Annotated in this window: 15 protein-coding genes and 1 pseudogene; 8 read left to right on the top strand and 8 right to left on the bottom strand. The window is 64.2% G+C overall.

Going from position 1 to position 19,710, the window contains the following annotated elements; genetic code table 11:
- Positions 1-20 precede the first annotated feature (20 nt).
- Together dqs_RS05375 and dqs_RS05370 are read right to left on the bottom strand one after the other, a co-directional pair.
- Positions 21-782, bottom strand: a complete 762-nt coding sequence (locus dqs_RS05375; RefSeq protein ID WP_011764725.1) for a LytR/AlgR family response regulator transcription factor — start codon at positions 780-782, stop codon at positions 21-23.
- Positions 779-1,804 carry a sensor histidine kinase gene (locus dqs_RS05370; protein ID WP_065339886.1) on the bottom strand — a complete coding sequence of 342 codons (1,026 nt, stop codon included), beginning with the start codon at positions 1,802-1,804 and terminating at the stop codon, positions 779-781. The genes dqs_RS05375 and dqs_RS05370 overlap by 4 nt, the downstream gene beginning before the upstream one ends.
- 88 nt (positions 1,805-1,892) lie before the next feature.
- On the opposite strand from dqs_RS05370, the gene argH reads away from it, so the two are divergent.
- From argH to dqs_RS05340, 6 genes are all read left to right on the top strand, one after another.
- The gene (gene argH / locus dqs_RS05365; RefSeq protein ID WP_065339885.1) at positions 1,893-3,335 is read left to right on the top strand and encodes an argininosuccinate lyase; all 1,443 of its coding nucleotides are present in this window, start codon (positions 1,893-1,895) and stop codon (positions 3,333-3,335) included.
- Between the two features lie 6 nt (positions 3,336-3,341).
- Positions 3,342-4,628 carry a serine/threonine protein kinase gene (locus tag dqs_RS05360; RefSeq protein WP_011764722.1) on the top strand — a complete coding sequence of 429 codons (1,287 nt, stop codon included), beginning with the start codon at positions 3,342-3,344 and terminating at the stop codon, positions 4,626-4,628.
- Between the two features lie 179 nt (positions 4,629-4,807).
- Positions 4,808-5,524 (top strand): hypothetical protein, encoded by a 717-nt coding sequence (locus dqs_RS05355; RefSeq protein ID WP_011764721.1) that lies wholly within the window; start codon positions 4,808-4,810, stop codon positions 5,522-5,524.
- A gap of 29 nt (positions 5,525-5,553) precedes the next feature.
- Complete coding sequence (locus dqs_RS05350; protein WP_065339883.1) at positions 5,554-5,856, top strand: HPr-rel-A system PqqD family peptide chaperone; 303 nt, start codon at positions 5,554-5,556, stop codon at positions 5,854-5,856.
- A 12-nt stretch (positions 5,857-5,868) separates the two neighbouring features.
- Positions 5,869-6,729 (top strand): HprK-related kinase A, encoded by an 861-nt coding sequence (locus tag dqs_RS05345; protein WP_065339882.1) that lies wholly within the window; start codon positions 5,869-5,871, stop codon positions 6,727-6,729.
- On the top strand, positions 6,720-7,817 hold the full coding sequence (locus dqs_RS05340; protein ID WP_065339881.1) for a nucleotidyltransferase domain-containing protein: 1,098 nt from the start codon (positions 6,720-6,722) through the stop codon (positions 7,815-7,817). Before dqs_RS05345 ends, dqs_RS05340 begins: the two co-directional genes overlap by 10 nt.
- Before the next feature lie 30 nt (positions 7,818-7,847).
- Here dqs_RS05340 and grxD read toward each other — a convergent pair whose 3' ends face one another.
- From grxD to hemA, 4 genes are all read right to left on the bottom strand, one after another.
- On the bottom strand, positions 7,848-8,171 hold the full coding sequence (grxD, locus tag dqs_RS05335; protein ID WP_011764717.1) for a Grx4 family monothiol glutaredoxin: 324 nt from the start codon (positions 8,169-8,171) through the stop codon (positions 7,848-7,850).
- An 86-nt stretch (positions 8,172-8,257) separates the two neighbouring features.
- Positions 8,258-9,094, bottom strand: coding sequence for a peptide chain release factor N(5)-glutamine methyltransferase (gene prmC, locus dqs_RS05330; protein ID WP_065339880.1), 837 nt, complete (start codon positions 9,092-9,094; stop codon positions 8,258-8,260).
- Positions 9,091-10,176: a peptide chain release factor 1 gene (prfA, locus tag dqs_RS05325; protein WP_011764715.1), complete on the bottom strand. Its 1,086-nt coding sequence runs from the start codon at positions 10,174-10,176 to the stop codon at positions 9,091-9,093. The genes prmC and prfA overlap by 4 nt, the downstream gene beginning before the upstream one ends.
- A 32-nt stretch (positions 10,177-10,208) precedes the next feature.
- Complete coding sequence (hemA, locus tag dqs_RS05320) at positions 10,209-11,462, bottom strand: glutamyl-tRNA reductase (protein WP_011764714.1); 1,254 nt, start codon at positions 11,460-11,462, stop codon at positions 10,209-10,211.
- 1,396 nt (positions 11,463-12,858) lie between these two features.
- Between hemA and dqs_RS05315 the strand changes: the two genes are divergently transcribed.
- The gene (locus dqs_RS05315; RefSeq protein WP_157108148.1) at positions 12,859-13,122 is read left to right on the top strand and encodes a helix-turn-helix transcriptional regulator; all 264 of its coding nucleotides are present in this window, start codon (positions 12,859-12,861) and stop codon (positions 13,120-13,122) included.
- Between the two features lie 332 nt (positions 13,123-13,454).
- Positions 13,455-14,097: pseudogene (locus dqs_RS20435) on the top strand (transposase); the annotation flags it as partial.
- Between the two features lie 1,213 nt (positions 14,098-15,310).
- Here the strand turns inward: dqs_RS20435 and brxL are convergent.
- The gene (brxL, locus tag dqs_RS05300; RefSeq protein ID WP_065339877.1) at positions 15,311-17,356 is read right to left on the bottom strand and encodes a protease Lon-related BREX system protein BrxL; all 2,046 of its coding nucleotides are present in this window, start codon (positions 17,354-17,356) and stop codon (positions 15,311-15,313) included.
- A gap of 41 nt (positions 17,357-17,397) precedes the next feature.
- Positions 17,398-19,707, bottom strand: a complete 2,310-nt coding sequence (gene pglZ, locus dqs_RS05295; protein ID WP_065339876.1) for a BREX-1 system phosphatase PglZ type B — start codon at positions 19,705-19,707, stop codon at positions 17,398-17,400.
- Positions 19,708-19,710 lie beyond the last annotated feature (3 nt).

Below are 19,710 nucleotides of genomic sequence, written 5' to 3'. Positions count from 1 at the left end.
GCCGGTAGTGGCGAGACGCGCTACAGGCCGAGCGCCTGCTTGACCGCCGGCCACTGCCGGCGGCTCACCGGCAGGCGCTCGGGAACGCCGGTGAGCAGGATTTCCCAATGCGCCTCGCCGTCCTGCTCGCCCGCGCGCTCCACCCCCGCAACAGCGGCGCGCGCCACGAGGCAATTGCGGTGGATGCGCAGGAAGCGTTCGCCGAATTCGTGCTCGATCTGCGTCAGCGCCTCGTCGAGCACGAACTCGCGCTCTATCGTGCGGGCCGTGACGTACTTCAGCTCGGCCTTCAGGTAGCGCACGTCGACCACCGGCAGCAGCAGGATGCGGCCGCGCTCATTGACGCTGAAATGGCGGCGTTCGCCGGGCGCCAGTGCCGCCAGGGCCTGGTCGGTGGGTACGCGGCGCTGGCGCACCTTGGCGAGCGCGGCCGCCAGGCGCTCAGCCCGTACCGGCTTGAGCAGGTAATCAACCGCGGCCAGTTCGAAAGCCTGCACGGCGTACTGGTCGTACGCGGTGGTGAAGATCACCGCGGGCGGCTCGGTCATGCGCCCCAGATGGCGCGCCAGTTCCACGCCGTCCATCACCGGCATGCGGATGTCGCACAACACCACGTCGGCGCCGCCCGCCTGCTCGATCAGACGCAGTGCCTCGACGCCGTTGGCCGCCATGCCGACGACCACGTTCGGGCAGGTTGCGCCGATATCGCCCAGAAGATCGCGCAGGCGCGTGCGCGCCGGTGTTTCGTCATCGACGATGAGAACCCGCAAGGTATCGTTCATGTAGCACCATGACGGTAAGGCAGACGGATCCGCACCCGATAGCGCACGTCGTCGCTGTCGATGTCCAGCCCCGCCTCCAGATCGAAAAACAGCATCAGCCGCTCGCGGATGTTGGCCAACGCCATGCGGTTGCCGGCGGTGTGGCGCTCCACCTCGATGACCGGATTCTCCACCTCGAGATGGAGTTCGTCGCCGCGCCGCAATACCCGCACCACCACTTCACCGGCGCCCTCGGCCGGTTCGATGCCGTGATACACCGCATTTTCCAGCAGGGGCTGCAGCAGCAGCGGCGGCACCCGCACCTGCATCAGGCGCTCGCGCGCCACCTCGGGATCGATCTCCCAGCGCACCTGCAGGCGGTCGCCCAGGCGCAGGCTTTCGAGGTCTGCATAGCGCTCGCACAGATCGAGTTCGTCGCCGAGCGGCACCAGTTCGCGATTGTCCTGCATCAGCGCGCGGAACAGGTCCGCCAGTTCCTCCAGTGCACGCTCCGCGCGGCGCGGATCGGCCCTCATCACGCCAAGCACCCCGTTCAGGCTGTTGAACAGGAAATGCGGCCGGATGCGCGCCGTAAGCGCGAGCAGGCGCGCCTCGGTCAGCGCCGGCGAATAGCGGCGATTGCGGTAATCAAAGTAGAACACCACCCCCGCGCCCGCCGCCACGCCCCAGAACAACCAGCGCAAGAGGTTGTCCCCCGGCCCTGCCAGCAACGGAAACGCAGCCGCGACGACCGCCAGCACCAGCCCGAAAACAAGCCCCAGTGCGTGCGATGACGGCAGGGCCGCCAGCCGGGCGTGGACCGCGTACAGCACCAGCACGATCACGAACAGCGGCAGTTCCACCCGTGCCGCCGTCAGCATCGTTTCGGCGACGAAGGCATCGACGCCGTCCACCCGCACCAGCGCGGTCAGCAGCGCCAGCAGGTTCACCACCAGCAGCACGCGCAGGACGACGCCCAGGTTGCGGAAGTCCGGCAGCGCCGGCACGGCGAGAGGGTTGGGCTTTTGTTTTATACTTTTCATGGTTTACGCAGGCGCCAAGGCGACCTGCCGCCTCATACAGACGCGGCCCCGGCACAGGCGGGCCGGTTTTTCCTCAGCAACGGACATTATGACAGACACCACCCCGTCGGCCGACCTCGGCGCCTCTTCCCAGCAACCCGCCAAGGCCTGGTCCGGCCGCTTCTCGGAACCGGTTTCCGATCTGGTCAAGCGCTACACCGCGTCGGTGTTCTTCGACAACCGCATGGCCGAACAGGACATCCGCGGCTCGCTCGCGCACGCCAAGATGCTCGCCCGCCAGGGCATCATCGGCGCGCAGGACCTCGCCGACATCGAGCGCGGCATGGCGCAGATCAAGGGCGAGATCGAACGCGGCGAGTTCAACTGGAACCTCGACGACGAGGACGTCCACCTCAACATCGAGAAGCGCCTCACCGCGCTGGTCGGCGACGCCGGCAAGCGCCTGCACACCGGCCGCAGCCGCAACGACCAGGTCGCCACCGACATCCGCCTGTGGCTGCGCGACGCGATCGACCAGATCCTCGCGCTGATCGGGGACTTCCAGAAGAACCTGCTCGACGTCGCCGAAGCCAACGCGGCCACGCCGATGCCCGGCTTCACCCACCTGCAGGTCGCCCAGCCGGTCACCTTCGGCCACCACCTGATGGCCTATTTCGAGATGACCCGGCGCGACGCCGAGCGCTTCGCCGACTGCCGCAAGCGGGTCAACCGCCTGCCGCTGGGCAGCGCCGCGCTGGCCGGCACCAGCTACCCGATCGACCGCGAGTTCGTCGCCCGCGAACTCGGCTTCGACGAGGTCTGCTACAACTCGCTCGACGCCGTCAGCGACCGCGACTTCGCGATCGAATTCTGCGCCGCGTCCTCGCTGCTGATGACGCACCTGTCGCGCTTCTCCGAGGAACTCATCCTGTGGATGAGCCCGCGCTTCGGCTTCATCGACCTCGCCGACCGCTTCTGCACCGGCAGCTCGATCATGCCGCAGAAGAAGAACCCGGACGTGCCGGAACTCGTGCGTGGCAAGACCGGCCGGGTGAACGGCAGCCTGATCGCACTGCTGACCCTGATGAAAGGCCAGCCCCTGGCCTACAACAAGGACAACCAGGAAGACAAGGAGCCGCTGTTCGACACCGCCGACACGGTGATCGACACCCTGCGCATCTATGCCGACATGATCACCGGCATCCGCGTCAAGGCCGGCAACATGCGCGGCGCGCTCACCCAGGGCTACGCCACCGCCACCGACCTCGCCGACTACCTAGTCAAGAAGGGCCTGCCCTTCCGCGACGCCCACGAAGCAGTCGCACTGGCCGTGCGCGCCGCCGAAGTGCGCGGCTGCGACCTGCCGCAGTTCTCGCTCGACGAGCTGCGGGCGGCGATGGCGCATGTGCCCGGCGCAGCCGACAAGCTCGCTGACGACATCTTCGGCGTGCTGACCGTGGAAGGCTCGCTCGACTCGCGCAATCACATCGGCGGAACCGCGCCGGCCCAGGTCCGGGCAGCGGTCGCGCAGGCCCGCACCCGCCTCGGCTGAGCAACGATGAGCGGCGGACGAATCGGCAAGTACGAGATTCGCCGCCTGCTCGGCGAAGGGGCCACCAGCGCCGTCCATCTTGCCTGGGACCCCTTCAACCAGCGCGAGGTCGCCCTCAAGCAGCTTTACCCCGAGGTGCTGCGCGATCGCGAGCACGGCCGCCTCTACCGCCATCTGCTGATGAACGAGGCCGCGCTCGCCGGCAAACTCACGCATCCGCACATCGTCCAGATCTTCGATGCCGTGATCGGCGACGACGAGGCCTACGTCGTCATGGAGTACGTGCCGGGCGGTACGCTGGAGGCGCTGGCGCGGGTCGAGACGCGGCCCGGCTTCGAGCGCCTGATCGAAATCGTGTTCAAGTGCACCCGCGCGCTCGACTACGCGTTCCACCGCGGCATCACCCATCGCGACATCAAGCCCGCCAACATCCTGCTCGCCGACCCCGCCGGCCAGGACATCCGCATTTCCGACTTCGGCGCGGCGCTGCGGACGGCGACCGACACCACGCAGATTTCGGGCATCGGCTCGCCGGCCTACATGTCGCCCCAGCAGGTGCGCGAGATGCCGCTCGACCACCGCACCGACATCTACTCGCTCGGGGTCGTCATGTACCAGTTGCTGACGAGCCGGCTTCCGTTCGAGTCCGAGAACAACTACAGCCTGCTCTACCGCATTGCCCACGAAACGCCGCCGGCGCCATCGGAACTGCGCCCCGACGTGCCGCCCGCGCTGGATGCCATCGTCCGGCGCGCGATGGAAAAGGACCTCGAACGCCGCTACCAGACCTGGGCCGAGTTCTCGCACGACCTCGCGCTCGCATTCCGCAACCGCAGCGTTGCGGTGGCCGACAACGTCATTCCGGACGCTGCCAAGTTCCAGACCCTGCGCGCCATGCCCTTCTTCCGTGAGTTCTCCGACCCGGAACTGTGGGAAGTCATCGCACTCGCCCAGTGGAGCCATGCGCAACCGGGCACGGTGCTGCTGAAGGACGGCGAGGCCGGCGACTTCTTCTGCTTCCTGGCCCAGGGAGAAGCACGCGTGAAGAAACGCGGCCGGCTGCTCAACGTGCTGACCGCGGGCGACTGCTTCGGCGAAGTGGCCATCTTCTCGGCCGGCGGCGGCGTTCGCTCCGCCTCGGTGGAAGCGGCCAGCGTGGTCGAAGTGATCACGGTGCGGGCGGCGGCGCTCAAGCGCGCCTCCGACACCTGCCGGATGCACTTCTACAAGGCCTTCCTGGGCGTGCTCGCCACCCGTCTTTCCCTGGCAAGCGCCCGGATTGCGAACCTTTAGGCTCACTTCGGGGTAAAGTGTCAGCCGTTTTTACAGTCGCGGAAGGGGTTTTTCCGGAAGCAGAAAACCCCTTTTAAAAACAAAGCGATAAATTGTTCTCAACGTAGGCCCGAATCCTGCTTGATAATGGCAACGCAATCGAATTAATCTCTTCGCACGAGCGAAGTCGGGACGCCGCTATGACACCCAACGAACTTGATTCGCAGCCGAATATCGACCCCCGCGCCGCCGAGGGCCTGAGCATTCGCCAGGGAAATCCCACTCGGCGCCGCCTTATTTCCGGTGCAGCTGGCGGCTTGGGCGTGCTGCTCGCCGTCCAGGCCAAGACCGCGCTGGGCCAACAGGTGTGCCAAAGCCCCTCGGCGATGATGAGCGGCAACACCAGCCCCCGCCCCGAAACACCCCCGTGCTCGGGCGGGCGTTCTCCCGGTTTCTGGAAGCAGCCCCAGCACTTCAGCAGCTGGGCCGTGGCCGGCGCCACCCCGCCCACCTTCAAGCCCGGCGTTGTGGTGCAGACGTGCGTCAGCGGCATGCAGGGCCTGTCGCTCAAAGACCTCAAGACGCCGGGCACCCTGGCCAGCACCGCGCTGGGCGGCTCCGTTCCCGGCGATCCCGGCATCTGGGCGGTACTCGCCTTCCCCAATTCGTTCGTCGACGGCATGCTGGTCCGCCACCTGTGCGCGGCGTGGCTGAACGCGGGCTACTTCCCCGATTACGCGATTTCGCGGACGCAGATCCAGGCCATGTGGGCGCAATTGTCGACCAACGGCAACTACTGCCCGGGCAACGTTACCTGCACGGACCCGATGACCAAGGACGACGTCAAGGCCTACATCGAAGGGCTGTACGACTTCAACGCCGACCTCACCGAACCGGACCTGTGCAAGAAGAAGTGACGCAGGCCCCAACGCGCTGAGACGCGCGGATGGAAAGCGGAATCACAACGGCTGCGCCAGCCACCCTGTCGTGGCTGGACGGCCGGCGGCTGACCTTCTCTCCGGTGTGGGACGAGGATGAGCTGTCGGTCGTGTTCGATGCGGCGTCTGGCGATTTCTGGGTTGTGGCATGTGAAGCCCGCCGCCTGATCGAACACCTGGGTGTCTCACCGCTGATGGACGCCGACGCTATCGAGATGCTGCGATCCGGCGACCTTCCCGCGCCCGACATTGCTCGGGCAATTCTGGACAATCTGGTAGAGGTCGGCATACTGCAACGCAATGCCACCTGAATTCCTCTGCCATTGATCGACCTCGCCTTCCGCCTGCCGCCGTTCAACGTTCGCGTCCGTTCGGACTTTTCGAGCGTCGCGGACCATGTAGCGGATCTCTATCCCGCACTTCAGCGCCTCGACAGCGCCAGTTTTGTGGATTTCGACATCCGCATCCTGCGCGGAAAAGGGCATCGGCGCTGGCTTGGGCAGCAGGCCCGCTTTCTGCTCGATGCCCAGGAACCCTTTCTCCCGCTGCCCGGTAGCCAGGCCCCTGCGCTGCTCGAGTGGGGGCTCAACTGGAGTATTGCTGCGCGGCCGCTGGGCTATCTCGTCCTGCATGCCGCTGTCCTCGCGCGCGGCACCGACGCGGTGGTGATGCCTGGCTTTCCGGGCGCAGGAAAGAGCACGCTGTGCGCCTCCCTGGCCTTTCTGGGCGGTTGGCGGCTGCTGTCGGACGAACTCGCCATCCTCGATCCGGGTACGTTGGCGCTTCATCCTAATCCGCGGCCTATCAGCGTCAAGAACGAGTCCATCGACATTGTCGGACGTTTCCCGGGCGCTGCGGTCGGTCCTGTCTATCACGACACGCGCAAGGGTCGGCTCTCTCACCTCGCCCCACCGCGGGAATCCGCCCTCGCCGCGGAAGAGACCGCGCGCTGCCGCTGGATCGTGTTTCCGAGCTTCCAGCGCGATGACGAACACGGCTGGCACGAGGAAATCTCACGCGCCGAAGCCTTTGCGCTGATTTCGGAGCAATCGTTCAACAAGGAACGCATGGGGGAGCAGGGCTTCCACGCCTTGTGCGGCATGCTCGACGGCGCACGCTGCTTCCAGATCGGCTATGGCTCAACCGCTGCAGGCCTGGAACTGATCGACCGACTATGCCGCTGATCGCCACTGCCGCCGGGTCCTGCGGCCTGCTGCTCGATGTTCTCGCACAGCCGTCGCACGCGACTTCGCTGACGCCCCCGCAATGGACGGCGCTGCTTGCCGCGGCCCGAGCCGCCAACCTGCTTGGCACGCTTGCGGCACGGCTCACCGATGCGGGCATCGACCTCCCGCCAGCACCTGCGCGCCATCTATGGGGGGCGCTGCACCTCAGCTTGCGCCAGGCCGACTCGGTCCGCTGGGAGACGCACTGCATCGCAAGAGCGCTCGCGCCGCTCGGCACCCCCGTCGTGCTGTTGAAAGGCGCAGCCTACGTGCTGACCGCCCAACCGCCGGCGCGCGGCCGTCTGTTCGGCGACATCGACATCCTGGTGCCGCGCGATGCGGTGGGCCGGGCCGAGCTGCGGCTGATGGTGCATGGCTGGACGACAGGCAAGTCCGACCCCTACGATCAGCGCTACTACCGGGAATGGATGCATGAGATTCCGCCACTCATGCATGTTCGTCGCGGCACCATGCTGGACGTCCACCACACGATCCTGCCGCTAACGTCGAGGCATCGCCCGGACCCCGCCAAGTTGATCGCACGCGCGGTGGACACCCAGGTACCGGGCATCAAGGCCCTGTCGCCGCTGGATCTCGTCCTGCACAGCATCACGCATCTGGTGCACGAGGGAGAACTGCACAACGGCCTGCGTGATCTCGTCGACATCGATGCCCTGCTTAGGGCGCAATGCGGCTCCGCCGACGACTGGCGCGTGCTCGCCGAACGTGCTGCGGAACTGGATCTGGAGGAAAGCGTGGGCTTGGGGCTGCACCTCGCTGCGCGTCATCTCTCCACCCCGGTCCCGTCGGAGTGGATCGAACGCCTGCTGCGGAACCGCCGCTCGCGCCGGATGTTGGACTGGGCCTACGACCGCGCGCTCGCGCCGGCCGTGGAAAGCGAGGAGGCCCGGTGGGCCGGACTGGCCCGCAGCCTGATCTACATACGGGCGCACTGGTTGAGAATGCCGCCCCTGCTGCTCGCGCGCCACCTGGGCCGCAAGGCGTGGATGGGGTGGCGCGCCAGAACGGCGCCTGCCACCCCCTGACGACGCGGCGTGCACCGCGCCGCGGTCGGATCAGGCGGTAACGCCTGCGTCCTTCAGCAGTTGCTGGATTTCACCGCTCTGGTACATCTCACGCATGATGTCGGCGCCGCCCACAAACTCGCCCTTCACATAGAGCTGGGGGATGGTGGGCCAGTTGGAGAACTCCTTGATGCCCTGGCGAACGGCGTCGTCGGCGAGCACATTCACCGAGAAGAAGTCCTTCACGCCGCTGGCCTTCAGGATTTGCACCGCGGTGGCGGAGAAGCCACAGGCCGGGGCCTGCGGAACACCCTTCATGTACAGGGCAACCGGGTGGGTGGTGACCTGCTCGCGGATGACGTCCTTGATGTCCATGCTTATGACTCTCGAAAAAGTTGAGTAAAACAGTCGGAAAAGTCTAGCGCCTGCCCGGGGCAAGCGTCAATACGCGACAGGCGCGGTCAGTCACGCCCCAACCAACGCCCGCCGGTAACCCGCTCGATCCCTGCCAGATCCTTCCAGGAGGAAATGGCGGCGAAGCCGGCATCTGCAAGCAAACCGCGTACCGACATGGCCTGATCGTAGCCGTGCTCCAGGAAAAGCCAGCCGCCGGCCTCAAGATGCGCGGGGGCACCGGCCGCAATCTCGCTCAGATCATCCAGCCCGGCCGTGCCGGCAGCCAGCGCGGAACGCGGTTCGAATCTCAGATCGCCCTCTTCCAGATGAGCGTCGTCCGCCGCGATGTAGGGGGGGTTTGCGACAATTAGCTGAAAGCGCTCTTCCCCCAGCGCGTCGAACCAGTCGCTCTGCACGAAGGAAACGCTGGCGCCCAGCCGGGCCGCGTTTGCCATCGCCACCCATAAAGCCTCGCGAGAACGGTCCAGCGCGGTCACGTCCGCGGCATCCAGTTCGAGCGCCAGCGTGATGGCGAGGGCGCCACTGCCGGTGCCAAGGTCCAGGACCCGTACGCGCTGCTGCGCGGAAAAATGCGCCACCGCAAGCTCGACCAGCAGCTCGGTATCGGGGCGGGGGATCAGGACAGCGGGCGTCACGGCAAAACTGCGCCCGTAGAACTCGCGTTCGCCGATGAGGTAGGCGACCGGCTCGCCTTCCACCCGCCGCTCCACCAGGCGGGAGAAGTTCTCCCATTCCTCCGCACTCAAGCGTTGCTCCGGCCATGCGACGAGGCGGGACGCGGGGCATGCCAGCGCGTATCGCAGCAGAACGCGCGCATCGACCTGCTCGATCCGTTCGCGCGCCCAGCTCAAAGCGCCTGCGATATCCGGCGGCAGGCTCACAGCCCCTCCTCGGCGAGTGCCGCGAGCTGCTCGGCCTGATGCTCCAGCACGAGGGCCGCGAGCAGTTCGTCGAGTTCGCCCTGCATGACCGCGTCGAGCTTGTACAAGGTGAGGTTGATGCGGTGGTCGGTGACCCGCCCCTGGGGAAAGTTGTAGGTGCGGATACGCTCGGAACGGTCGCCACTGCCGATCAGGCTGCGCCGGGTGGCCGCCTCCGCACTCTGACGCGCGCGCAGCTGCGCATCGTTCAGTCGCGCAGCCAGCACCGCCATGGCCTGCGCCTTGTTGCGGTGCTGGGAGCGGTCGTCCTGGCACTCCACGACCAGACCGGTGGGGAGATGGGTGATGCGGACCGCGGAATCGGTCTTGTTGATGTGCTGTCCGCCCGCGCCCGAGGCCCGGAAAGTGTCGATGCGAAGGTCGGCGGGGTTGATTTCCACCGCTGCAAGCTCGTCCGCCTCGGGCATCACCGCCACGGTGCACGCCGAGGTGTGGATGCGTCCCTGCGTCTCGGTAACCGGAATACGCTGCACCCGATGCCCGCCGGATTCGAACTTGAGGCGCGAATAGGCGCCGGCGCCGACGATGCGGGCGATGACCTCCTTGTATCCGCCGAGGTCGGACGGATTGGACGACACGATCTCCACCCGCCAGCGCTGGCGTTCGGCGTAGCGCGAATACATGCGCAGCAGGTCGCCGGCGAACAACGCCGCCTCATCCCCGCCGGTACCGGCGCGAATTTCCAGGAAAAGGTTGCGCTCGTCGTTCGGGTCGCGGGGCAGCAAGGCGCGCTGCAGGTCGCCGTCGAGCGCGGCGATGCGGGCCTCGCCCGCTTCGAGTTCGCTGCGACCCAGTTCCTGCATCTCGGGGTCGTCGAGCAGTTCACGCGCCGTCGCGCAGTCCTGCTCCGCTTGTCGATACGCCCCGTACAGCGCGACGACGGGCTCAAGTTCGGCGCGCTCCCGCGACAAGTCGCGGAAGGCGTTCATGTCGCGCGTGGCGTCTTCGGACGAAAGCTCGCGATCCAGCTCCGCGAGGCGGCCGGCCAGATGCTCGAGTTTGTCCCGGATACTCTGTTTCATGAGAACAAGGTGCGCTGCAGGCGCGCACCGCCTTAGTCGTGGCGCGAAAGATTGAACAGTTGCTGCACCACCCGGCTGGCCTCGGCCTGCCCTTCCCCTTCGGCCTGGGTCAGGAAGCGGGTAGGACCGTGCATCAATTTGTTGGTGAGCCCGTGCGACAGCGCGTCGAGCACCGCCTGCGGGTCTTCGCCCTTCGCAAGCTGGCGAAGCGCGCGCTCGATCTCGCCCCGGCGCAGCGTTTCGGCGTGCTCGCGCAACGCGCGGATGGTCGGCACCGCGTCACGCGCGTGCAGCCAGTGCAGAAAGCCGTCGACGCGCTGGTCGATGATGCCCTCTGCCTCCACCACCGCCTGCTGGCGCGATTCGATACCCGCATCGACCACCTGCGCGAGGTCATCGACGGTGTAGAGAAACACGTCGTCCAGCTGCCCCACCTCGGGTTCGACGTCTCGCGGAACGGCAAGATCGACCATCACGATCGGCCGGTGGCGGCGGACCTTCACCGCCCGCTCGACCATACCCAGGCCCACGATGGGCAAGGGCGAGGCCGTACAGGAGACCACCACGTCAAAACGCGGCAGCGCATCGGCGATGGCGTCGAGCCGCATGGTTTGCGCACCGAGCCGCGCCGCCAGCGCCTCCGCGCGCGCTTCGGTGCGGTTCGCAACCGTCATCGAGCGCGGCCCCGCGCCGGCGAAGTGGGCCGCACACAATTCGATCATTTCGCCCGCGCCGATGAACAGCACGTGCTGATCCGAAACCCGCTCGAAAATACGTCCGGTAAGATGCACCGCGGCCGCCGCCATCGAGACGATGTTGGCGCCGATCGCGGTGGTGGAGCGCACCTCCTTCGCCACCGCGAACGTGTTCTGGAACAGCTTGTGCAGCAGCGTGCCGAGCGTGCCCGCCTCTTCGGCGCGCCGGGCAGCCTCTTTCACCTGCCCGAGTATCTGCGGTTCGCCCAGCACCATGGAGTCGAGCCCGCTCGCTACCCGGAACACATGGCGAACCGCGTCCCGCTGCGGATACGAATACAGGTAGGGCGACACCTGGGCGAGCGGCAGCTGATGAAATCCCGCCAGCCAGTCGGCCGCGCGCTGCGGTTGTTCGGCGGCGAAGTACAGCTCGGTGCGATTACAGGTGGAGAGGATGGCCGCTTCGCTCACGGTGCGCGAATCGGTGAGCGCCTGCAGGGCCTGATCAAGCCGGTCGGGCTGAAACGCCACCCGTTCGCGAATCGCGAGCGGGGCCGTATGGTGGTTCAGGCCGAGGGCGTAGAGTTGCATGCGAGGGGCGGGCTGGCGGGTTGGGCGCATTATAGCACCGCGGCCACCCCCCAAAAAAATCCGCCAAATCAGGGATTTCGGGATGCCGGGCGAGCCAAAAACAAAACAGGCCGACGCAAGGTCGGCCTGTTTCGAGTATCTGGTGGCCAGTCGCGGAATCGAACCACGGACACGCGGATTTTCAAGGCATAAATAGCCTTTATCCGCTGCGCAGCTACACGCAACAGGTCGTAAAATCAAGCACTTGGTCGCACTGGACCTCAGTCAAGCGCAGACGTTTTCCGTTGGCTCAGGCAGAAAAACAGCAGAAACCAGCGGTGGCGGGAGTATGCCACGACGCCCGAGCCCAATGCAAACCAAGAACGGCATAGAGCGCGCTAATGAGCACTCCCGGTTTGACATGGCCGTCTTTCCACCACGTGAGATACGTCGCTCGCGCTCGCCGCATGAAAAAGAGCCTCCAGGGAGGCTCTCGATCGATCATGCTCTTTCAGGCTGCTAGAAGCCGTCGCGCCGGCGGGCGTGCCAGGCGTGATTCGCTACCACGGGCTGTGACGGCGAGTCCGTCGCCTTCACCATCGGCGCACCTCAGACAAATCGATGATGTCCGAGCGCAAGGGTACGTCCGGAGACCGGACATCGCGCGACCATACCTTCACCTCCCGCATGCCCTTTTCCTTCTGTCGGGCACGGTAGGCCCGCTGGCGCTCCGCAGCCGATGCGTGCTTGGCCGGCCTACCCCGCCGCGCGGGAGAGGCCTCGTCTGAACGGCAGGGAGTTGGACTAGCGGTTTTCGTTGAGTCGTTCATTTTCGTTACTCCATTAGGGGGTGGAGTGAACGTATAGGCGGTGGGCCAGACGATGACGCCCATGCCGTCTAAAGACCAGCACCCAAGGCGCCCGTTGCCACCTACTCGCCGCTTGGCCGCAGGAGTAGCCGGTTTAGGGGGTCATCCCGCTGGGTTTCGTCACACCTTGACGCCTTAAAAGTCAGACCGTGATGAAATTCGACGCGCGTACTTTCGTCAGTCCGTGACGAAATACACCCAAGAACATTACATTCGCATAATCAAAAACTGGGATTTTCGTCACGCCGTCGTATCAGCCGAGACGTCGCGCGTCACCCGTGACGATAAGCAACCCCCAAAACTCCAAGACGTCGACTGCCGGACGTCAGCTCCGTCGCCCCCCCAAGACCGGGGCCGGTCACCGCACATTAAGCCTCCGCGAGCTTCGCCCCCGCGTCACTGCGGCCCCTCCTGTGCGTGAGGTCGTCACTTGAAGACTCACTCGCCCTGTCCTTACACCGTGGGTCAAGTCCAATGGCGCACTTGGCAGCGTTCATCCTCCAGTTTGTTCGCCTATACACCTGCGTCATCACTTACAGGTACGCATCATGGCTCACGCATGCACTTCAAACGACAGCACCGGCATTACTCCCACGCCATCACGCGACGCACAGCAACTCGCCAAGTTGCTCGACAAGGCCACCCTCTGCGAGCGCCTGAACATCTCGCCCAGGACGATCGAAAACATGGTGAAGGACGGCTCCTTCCCGCCCCCAGTGCGGGTCGGGAAGTACGTCTACTGGAGCGAGGCCGCCATTCACGCTTGGCAGCGCCGGCTTTTTGCAGCGCAAGAAGCCTGGACGGGGCATTGATCTCCTGCCGTTGAGCCTCGTGACCGCCATCCCTACCGGCAGCCTGAACTGATCGGACAACCGACGGTTGTCATGCCTCTTGCAAGAGCAAGAGGCTCGGCTCGTCGCCAAGCCTCAAGGAATGACCGTAGTCTGCTCGGAACCCATTTCCGCTGTGCCGCCTGCCCATCGCCCACTCCAACGCGGTGATGATAGCCTCGGATGCGTAGCCCCCCATCGGACCACTCAGCCCTCAGCCTCACTTTCTCTTTGCCGCCGGGCTCCTGACCTGCTCCCGACTTTTCGGCCCAGCTGAAACTTGAGAGGATGGCTTCCAGGAAGAAGAGGAAGTCATGCGCAAGAGCCGTTTTACAGAAGAACAGATGGTCACGATCCTGCGGGAGGCGGATCGCTCGCCGGTCGCGGAGGTTTCGAAGAAGCATGGCGTGAGCGAACAGACGATCTACACGTGGCGCAAGCGCTTCGGTGCGATGAGCGCAGATGAGGTCAAGCGGCTGCGCCAGCTGGAGGCTGAGAACGCCCGGCTCAAGAAGATGCTGGCTGAGCGCGACCTGGAGATCGACGTGATGAAGGAGATCGCGGCAAAAAATTGGTGAGCACCTGCGCCGGGCGTGCGCCCTGATGCGTGTGTCGCGCTCGGCGCTGGGCTATGTGTCGCGACTAGACGAGCGCGATCGCCCGTTGATCGGCGAGATGCGGCGATTGGCAGCCCAGTATCCGCGCTACGGCTACCGGCGCATTTGCATCTTCCCGCGCCGTGCCGGCTACCGACTGAGCATCGGTCGTACCTGGCGGCTGTGGAACAAGGCAGGTCTGCAGGTGCCGCGCAAACGCCCGCGTCACCGGGTGGCCAGTGCGCGTGATCAGGTACAGCGCGCATCGGAGGCGAACGGAATCTGGGCTTACGACTTCGTGTTCGACACCTGCGCCAACGGCCAGCAACTCAAGTGTCTGACGGTCATCGACGAGCACACCTGAGAGGCGCTGGCGATCGATGTCGCCGGCAGCATCCGCTCCGAGCGCGTCAGCAAAGCTCAGCCGCAAAGGGGGCGCTCAAATCCATCGACGGCTGCGGGAGGACGCTCCGGCGCTGTGATCGAGATAACGGCAACAGACGGTAGCCATGGCAGCTGTTCAGCATCTCCCCGCGGTAGCGCGAACGCTTGCCTTGGGCCTGAAGAGGGCTTGTACAAGCGATCGATCACATCCTTAAGTCGCCTTTTCACTCTGTCTTAGCGCCGACGGGGCGATGCCTTCAGCCTTCGGGCACCGCTGCTCAACTCCACGTAGCGCCACCCTGAAAAGCGTCGGAACGATACAACGCCAAGCATTATTGAAGAATCTGACAGCCTATGAAATTCGGACCGACTTCGGATTTTACTCAACCGACACAAAAATCCCACTGCCCATAGTCGACATCGATTTCGAAACTGCCCCCGTTCCATACCGCACACGCTGAAACGACCCTATTCCTATCGCCTTGGGTCCGGACCGCTACGGCCCAATCCTCAATGACATCTTCGATAAATACATGATCGCCAGCAGATATCCCTTTGGGCAACACGTAGGCGGCGAGGGGGAAAGGCCTGTCAGACCGGACAAAGAACCAATCACGGACAACCCCCCAGGTAGCCTCAGGGCCATCCTCAATCTCATCAGGCCAATTCATCCGATAGTCACATGACCACCAAAGACGACCCGTCTCCTTATGCCTCAGAACTCGATAGTGATTATCCCCGTCGACCAACGCGGCGCCAACGTTCATGAACATCAATTCGTGACCACATGCTATGGCCATTTGCATAGCAGAAAGGCTTCGAACAGAAGAAACGACGGGTAGCCCTAAGGAGTTTTCGGCCCGAAAACCTATCCTTTCTAGGAATACGACGTTTCGTGCTTTGCTCGTCGCGAAGATACAGAGTGTTTTATCCTCCTCAACTGCGACTCGCACCTCCTCGTCGGACCACGTATCGATACACCGTATGGTTTTCCGGCATGACTCGCAAAACCGGTCTCGGTTTAGAGGGTCAAGTGTTTTCAGTTGCTCGGGTCGTAGAGCAAGCGGACAGTCGACCGTTTTAATGAACTTCCCATCGCTCCCATACAACGCACCGGATGCCGCGTCGAAGATCATGACCTAAGAACCTTAAATCCGAAATTACCGAAAAAAACCAGACGAAGATTTCGCTCAAGGCACTAGTGCCTTCAAGAGAGCATCCCGTCCGTCCTGATAGAACTCAATGTCCAACTTCGTCGCCATGTCGTCTGACAGGTCGAACAACTGCCGCCGGCAGCTCACCGGCATGAGCAGGGACTTGGCACCCTTCTCGACGGCCATCTCGGAAATGGTCACCGCGTTGTGAATCGGTTCGATGGTTCCCCCGATGGTCACCTCACCGACCACAATCAACCCTCCACGGACCGACTTCCTCAGCAAGGCACTGGACAAAGCAATCAGACAGGCAACGCCGGTCTTTGCCCCACTCTTGGCTGCATCGAATCCTCGAAGCTGCACCGAGAACTCATGCGAACGCGGGTCACGGTCGCCCACCAACTGCGTTGCCCTGGTATAGAGGTTCTGCTCCGCACATCGCACGGATTCCTGAAACGCCGACGGCACAGGCTTGTTCAGCACGCGTACGCCGCTTCCAGGCCCTTCGGTTACCTCGAGCCGGAAGAGGCCCGGGTGCTCGTCCTCACCACCGGGGCTGAGCGTCCATATCTGGCCCGACTCCAGCGGTTCATCACCGATACCCTCCTGGCTGCGCAGCTCCGGAGTCGTCACGAACTTCTCCACCCCTTCCGCGCCCACGGTGTAGCTGAAGTGAGTGTTGCGGAATTCGGCCGCGCCGATGCGCTTTTGCTGCTCCTTTACCCGTCGACGTACTTCCAACGCCAGCCGCACCGCCCACTCAAGATCCTCATCGGGAACCGCTTCTTCCGTATCCGGATGCAGCAGCTTCAGTAAGCCGCTCACGGTTTTGTTGACCGCGTTGATGTCCCGGCCGGACAAGGCACCACCAAGGAACACCCTGCCCTGCATCGTCGACACCCGGCTCTGGTTGCGCAGTTGGGTAAAGCACTCGGACAAGAAATCGCTCACCAAGCCAAAGTGCTGGGTGAACAGCGCCGGATTCATCTTCGGCACGTCCCAACCGGGCAGGAAGCCGTGAATCCGGTCCATGAAGGCGGTGTCATCACGCATCTCGGGTGGCAGTGGGCCGAGCAGGTGGCCAATGCGCTGTTGATGCTCAACATCCACATCGAAGTTGCCTACCAGCACGATGGAGCCATCGGCTCGGATGCTCTCCCTGCCGCGCGAGAATTCGCCGGACTCCATGTAGCCTTTCATGATGTTCACGCCGTCCTTCTGGTCGAAAGACACGCCTGACACCTCATCGAAGCAGACCACGTCGTACTGGCAGACCAGGCCGCGCTGGCCGTTGGAGTTATTCACGAACATCCGGGCCACGGTCGCCTTACCACCGGAAATCAGGTGCGCGTAGGGCGACACCTGCTGGAATAGGTGCGACTTGCCGGTGCCACGCGGTCCGAGCTCCACCAGGTTGTAGTTCCGCTCGACGAAAGGAACCATGCGCAGCAGCAGCGCATCCTTCGCACGGTCGTTCAGCCCGTCGGGTTCGAAGCCAACGCTACGCAGCAGGAAGTCCCGCCACTCGGTCGTCGTTAGCTGCTTGCGCCCGTCGGCGAGAGTGGCCAGCACATCCCGCTTGGAGAGCTGAATCGCACGCAGGGCGTCGATGCCGAACGGCCGCCCGCCCTTCTCCTGGGCAATCGCTGCGTCGTAGCCGACTGTGATTTCGGCGTAGAAACCGCCGGTCAGCATCCGCTCGTGCTCCTTGATGAGCTCGGGCGAGATGCGCACGTCGTTCAGCCTCAGGCTGGGCAAGGACGCCACATAGGAGTCACTCTTGGCATCCAGGCGCGCAGTGATGATGTCGATGATTTTCACCGAGCCGGTCTCACGCGCCCGCGCCTTGAAGAGCTCTTCCTCCCCGGCCTTCACGGTACGCGACTGGAGCTGTCGCTGGACGATTTCCAGGCCCTCCTGAATCTCGGCCTCATCTGTCGTCGCGCAGTACCGGCCCAGCAGGAACTCGACCACATAGGTCGGCACCGGGAACTGGCGGCTAAAGGTTCGCACCAGGTCCTTGCGGACGATAAAGCCGTCGAAGGCAGAAGCCGCCTTGCGGTCGAGGTCATCGAGATTCATCGTGTTCTTCTTGCTCTGTACTTGTTCGTCTAGCGGGTGACTTACTCGCCGACAGTCGTATTCATCTTGGCCAGCAGCTTACCCTGGATGTCGAGCACCACCAGGACCGCCACGGCCCCCTCATTTGAGTCGTCCGCCACCGCCAGCGAAGCCTTCCCCTCAACCAGGTCCTTGACCGCCGCAGCGATGGACGAGTCCTCCGCTGCGGCCTTTGTTCGGATGTCTACCTTCAATCCGGGTAACGGCGGTGACACCTCGACGTTGCAGCGCAGTCCGCGCCAGGCGAGCTTAGAGATGGAAACGTCGGTCGCCGGCGCACCACCCTCCAGTTCGAGCGTCAGCTCGGGCACCAGGCATTCCTGCAAGCTCAGTCCGCCATGGGCGTACTCGGCGCCGGCTACAAAGCTCGCAATGCCCGGCGCGAAGGCAATCTGCACCTGCGGGCACCAATCCCAGCCAAAGGTCAGCGGCGTCGCCGTCGCACTGTCCTTCAACACCGCGCAGCGCCCCCAGCGGGTCTCAGCCTGCGATTTGGCCAGCTCCGCCTTCGGAATACCGCCGGGCACCAACAACCAGCCGTGGTCGGTCACGATGCGAAAACGCCTCCAGCCCGCATCGGCCAGGGCCTGCAGGCGTTCAACAAGCTCGGCCAGCTGGCCGTCGATATCGCGGGCCAGGCGCAGGCCATGCTCATGCCCGAAGTGGTCCAGGTCACCACACTCCACCCAGGCCTTGCCTGTTGGGTCGCCGACCTCGCTACCACACAGGGGCTCGTACCCCTCGTCTGCCAGCAGCTTGCGGAAGTTGTAGGTGTTCAGCGGCTTCATGGTCGCGGCCACGTTGGGCTCGAAATCCGCATCGTCCGCCTTACCTGCAATCAGATTCGCAACCGGGGACACCCAGGCCTTGCCCGATGCGGTGACCGAGGGCAGCGAAGTCCAGCCCGAGTTCAGCGTAACCTGCCCCAGAGCCCCCAAACGACTCGCCAGCATCTGTGCGACGTCGAAGCGCAAACCGTCAACAAACACCACGCAGGTGCCTGCGGGGTCACTCACTTTCGAGACGCCGTCCGGATTGACCCCACCGGACTCGGCCACTGCCTTCTGGAATGCGACACTCGACGCTTCCAACCAAGGCAGATATACCCCGCGCAGTGCGGCCGTTACAGCATCTTGGTCCACCTTGGTATGCGCTTGAGCCAGAGCCCGCAGCGCTTCAGCATCGACCCGCCAAGCCTCTTCTCGGTAGCGCTCCACCAGCACCTCCAGCGAATTTCCGAACGCAGCCGCCTGGGTGTGTTGCGCTACGAACGCGAGATGCCCGAGCGCTCGAGCGAGCGGCGCCTTCCCCATCTGAGCCCAAAGCCATGAACGGCGCTCGCCGTGCTGCTTCTCGGCATCCAGAATCGCAGCGCGCGCCTGAACCGCCGTCATCGCACTCAATGCATTGAGCCGGTAGCGCAGGTCAGACTCACCTTCGTCGTTCGCCTTGGGGTAGGCCGAGGTGTCGACGAACAGGTCGCCCATGCTGTACTGAACTCTCGAGAGCAGCTCGACGACCGCTGGGAAGCTCGAATAGGCGTCCTTGTACAACTCCCAGACCGCACCCCACGAGCCGGCCCTGGCTGCCAGCTTCTCTGCCGCGGTCAGCTCGCCATCCTTGGCTGGGTCGAAGCCGAAGTCCTTGCGGCAACGGCTGACGAACACCTCCCAGCGTCCCCCCTGCCAGGCACACTCGGTGGCCTTGGCGTCGTTCATCCACACAAGGATGTCCCGCGTAGGATTCGGTGCCAACAAGCTGTCCAACCAGGCCGCATCAATCAAGCGACCTCGCAGTTCCTCGACCGCCTTGCCCATAAGCTCGCCGGACGACAAGGCACGTAACAAAGCCTTCTGTGTCGCTTGGTCTTGAGCGACGTCCAATCCCAAACCACCGTTCTTCGACGTCAGGAATGCGTTGAGCGTCCAGTCCTTGGCATTGACCTGGGTCCAGAACACGCCGCGATACTGCAACTCCGCGAGAGGTTGGAGGTGGCGTGGGCAGGACTCAATAGCACGGAGGTCGGCACGGGAGACGCCCGGCAGGTACACCACCGGAACGCCATCCAGCGCCACACCATCGAGCTTTCCGGCCAAAGCACATTTCAGCCAGATGGCCGGCCCCCTTCTTTCATCCGACTGGAAATCTCCTAAGGTCACGACACTCAACCCAAGTTGCCGAAGGCTAGGGATAACTGCGGACCATTGTCGCTCGGCGTCAGTCCACAACACGGCGGCCGGCGGGGACATGAGCGAGCGATTGACCTTCGAAGCCGAACAAAGCGCATCGAAAAGCAGGTTCAGGAGTCTCATACT

The organism is Azoarcus olearius (assembly GCF_001682385.1).
Lineage (GTDB): Bacteria > Pseudomonadota > Gammaproteobacteria > Burkholderiales > Rhodocyclaceae > Azoarcus > Azoarcus olearius.
The sequence above is the reverse complement of the archived record's forward strand: the minus strand, read 5'-3'. Positions and strand labels throughout refer to the sequence as shown.

Bases quoted from the DNA above. Each gene is read 5' to 3' on its own strand.
- dqs_RS05375 (WP_011764725.1), bottom strand. From the start codon at position 782: ATGAACGATACCTTGCGGGTTCTCATCGTCGATGACGAAACACCGGCG.
- dqs_RS05370 (WP_065339886.1), bottom strand. From the start codon at position 1,804: ATGAAAAGTATAAAACAAAAGCCCAACCCTCTCGCCGTGCCGGCGCTG.
- argH (WP_065339885.1), top strand. From the start codon at position 1,893: ATGACAGACACCACCCCGTCGGCCGACCTCGGCGCCTCTTCCCAGCAA.
- dqs_RS05360 (WP_011764722.1), top strand. From the start codon at position 3,342: ATGAGCGGCGGACGAATCGGCAAGTACGAGATTCGCCGCCTGCTCGGC.
- dqs_RS05355 (WP_011764721.1), top strand. From the start codon at position 4,808: ATGACACCCAACGAACTTGATTCGCAGCCGAATATCGACCCCCGCGCC.
- dqs_RS05350 (WP_065339883.1), top strand. From the start codon at position 5,554: ATGGAAAGCGGAATCACAACGGCTGCGCCAGCCACCCTGTCGTGGCTG.
- dqs_RS05340 (WP_065339881.1), top strand. From the start codon at position 6,720: ATGCCGCTGATCGCCACTGCCGCCGGGTCCTGCGGCCTGCTGCTCGAT.
- grxD (WP_011764717.1), bottom strand. From the start codon at position 8,171: ATGGACATCAAGGACGTCATCCGCGAGCAGGTCACCACCCACCCGGTT.
- prfA (WP_011764715.1), bottom strand. From the start codon at position 10,176: ATGAAACAGAGTATCCGGGACAAACTCGAGCATCTGGCCGGCCGCCTC.
- hemA (WP_011764714.1), bottom strand. From the start codon at position 11,462: ATGCAACTCTACGCCCTCGGCCTGAACCACCATACGGCCCCGCTCGCG.
- dqs_RS05315 (WP_157108148.1), top strand. From the start codon at position 12,859: ATGGCTCACGCATGCACTTCAAACGACAGCACCGGCATTACTCCCACG.
- brxL (WP_065339877.1), bottom strand. From the start codon at position 17,356: ATGAATCTCGATGACCTCGACCGCAAGGCGGCTTCTGCCTTCGACGGC.
- pglZ (WP_065339876.1), bottom strand. From the start codon at position 19,707: ATGAGACTCCTGAACCTGCTTTTCGATGCGCTTTGTTCGGCTTCGAAG.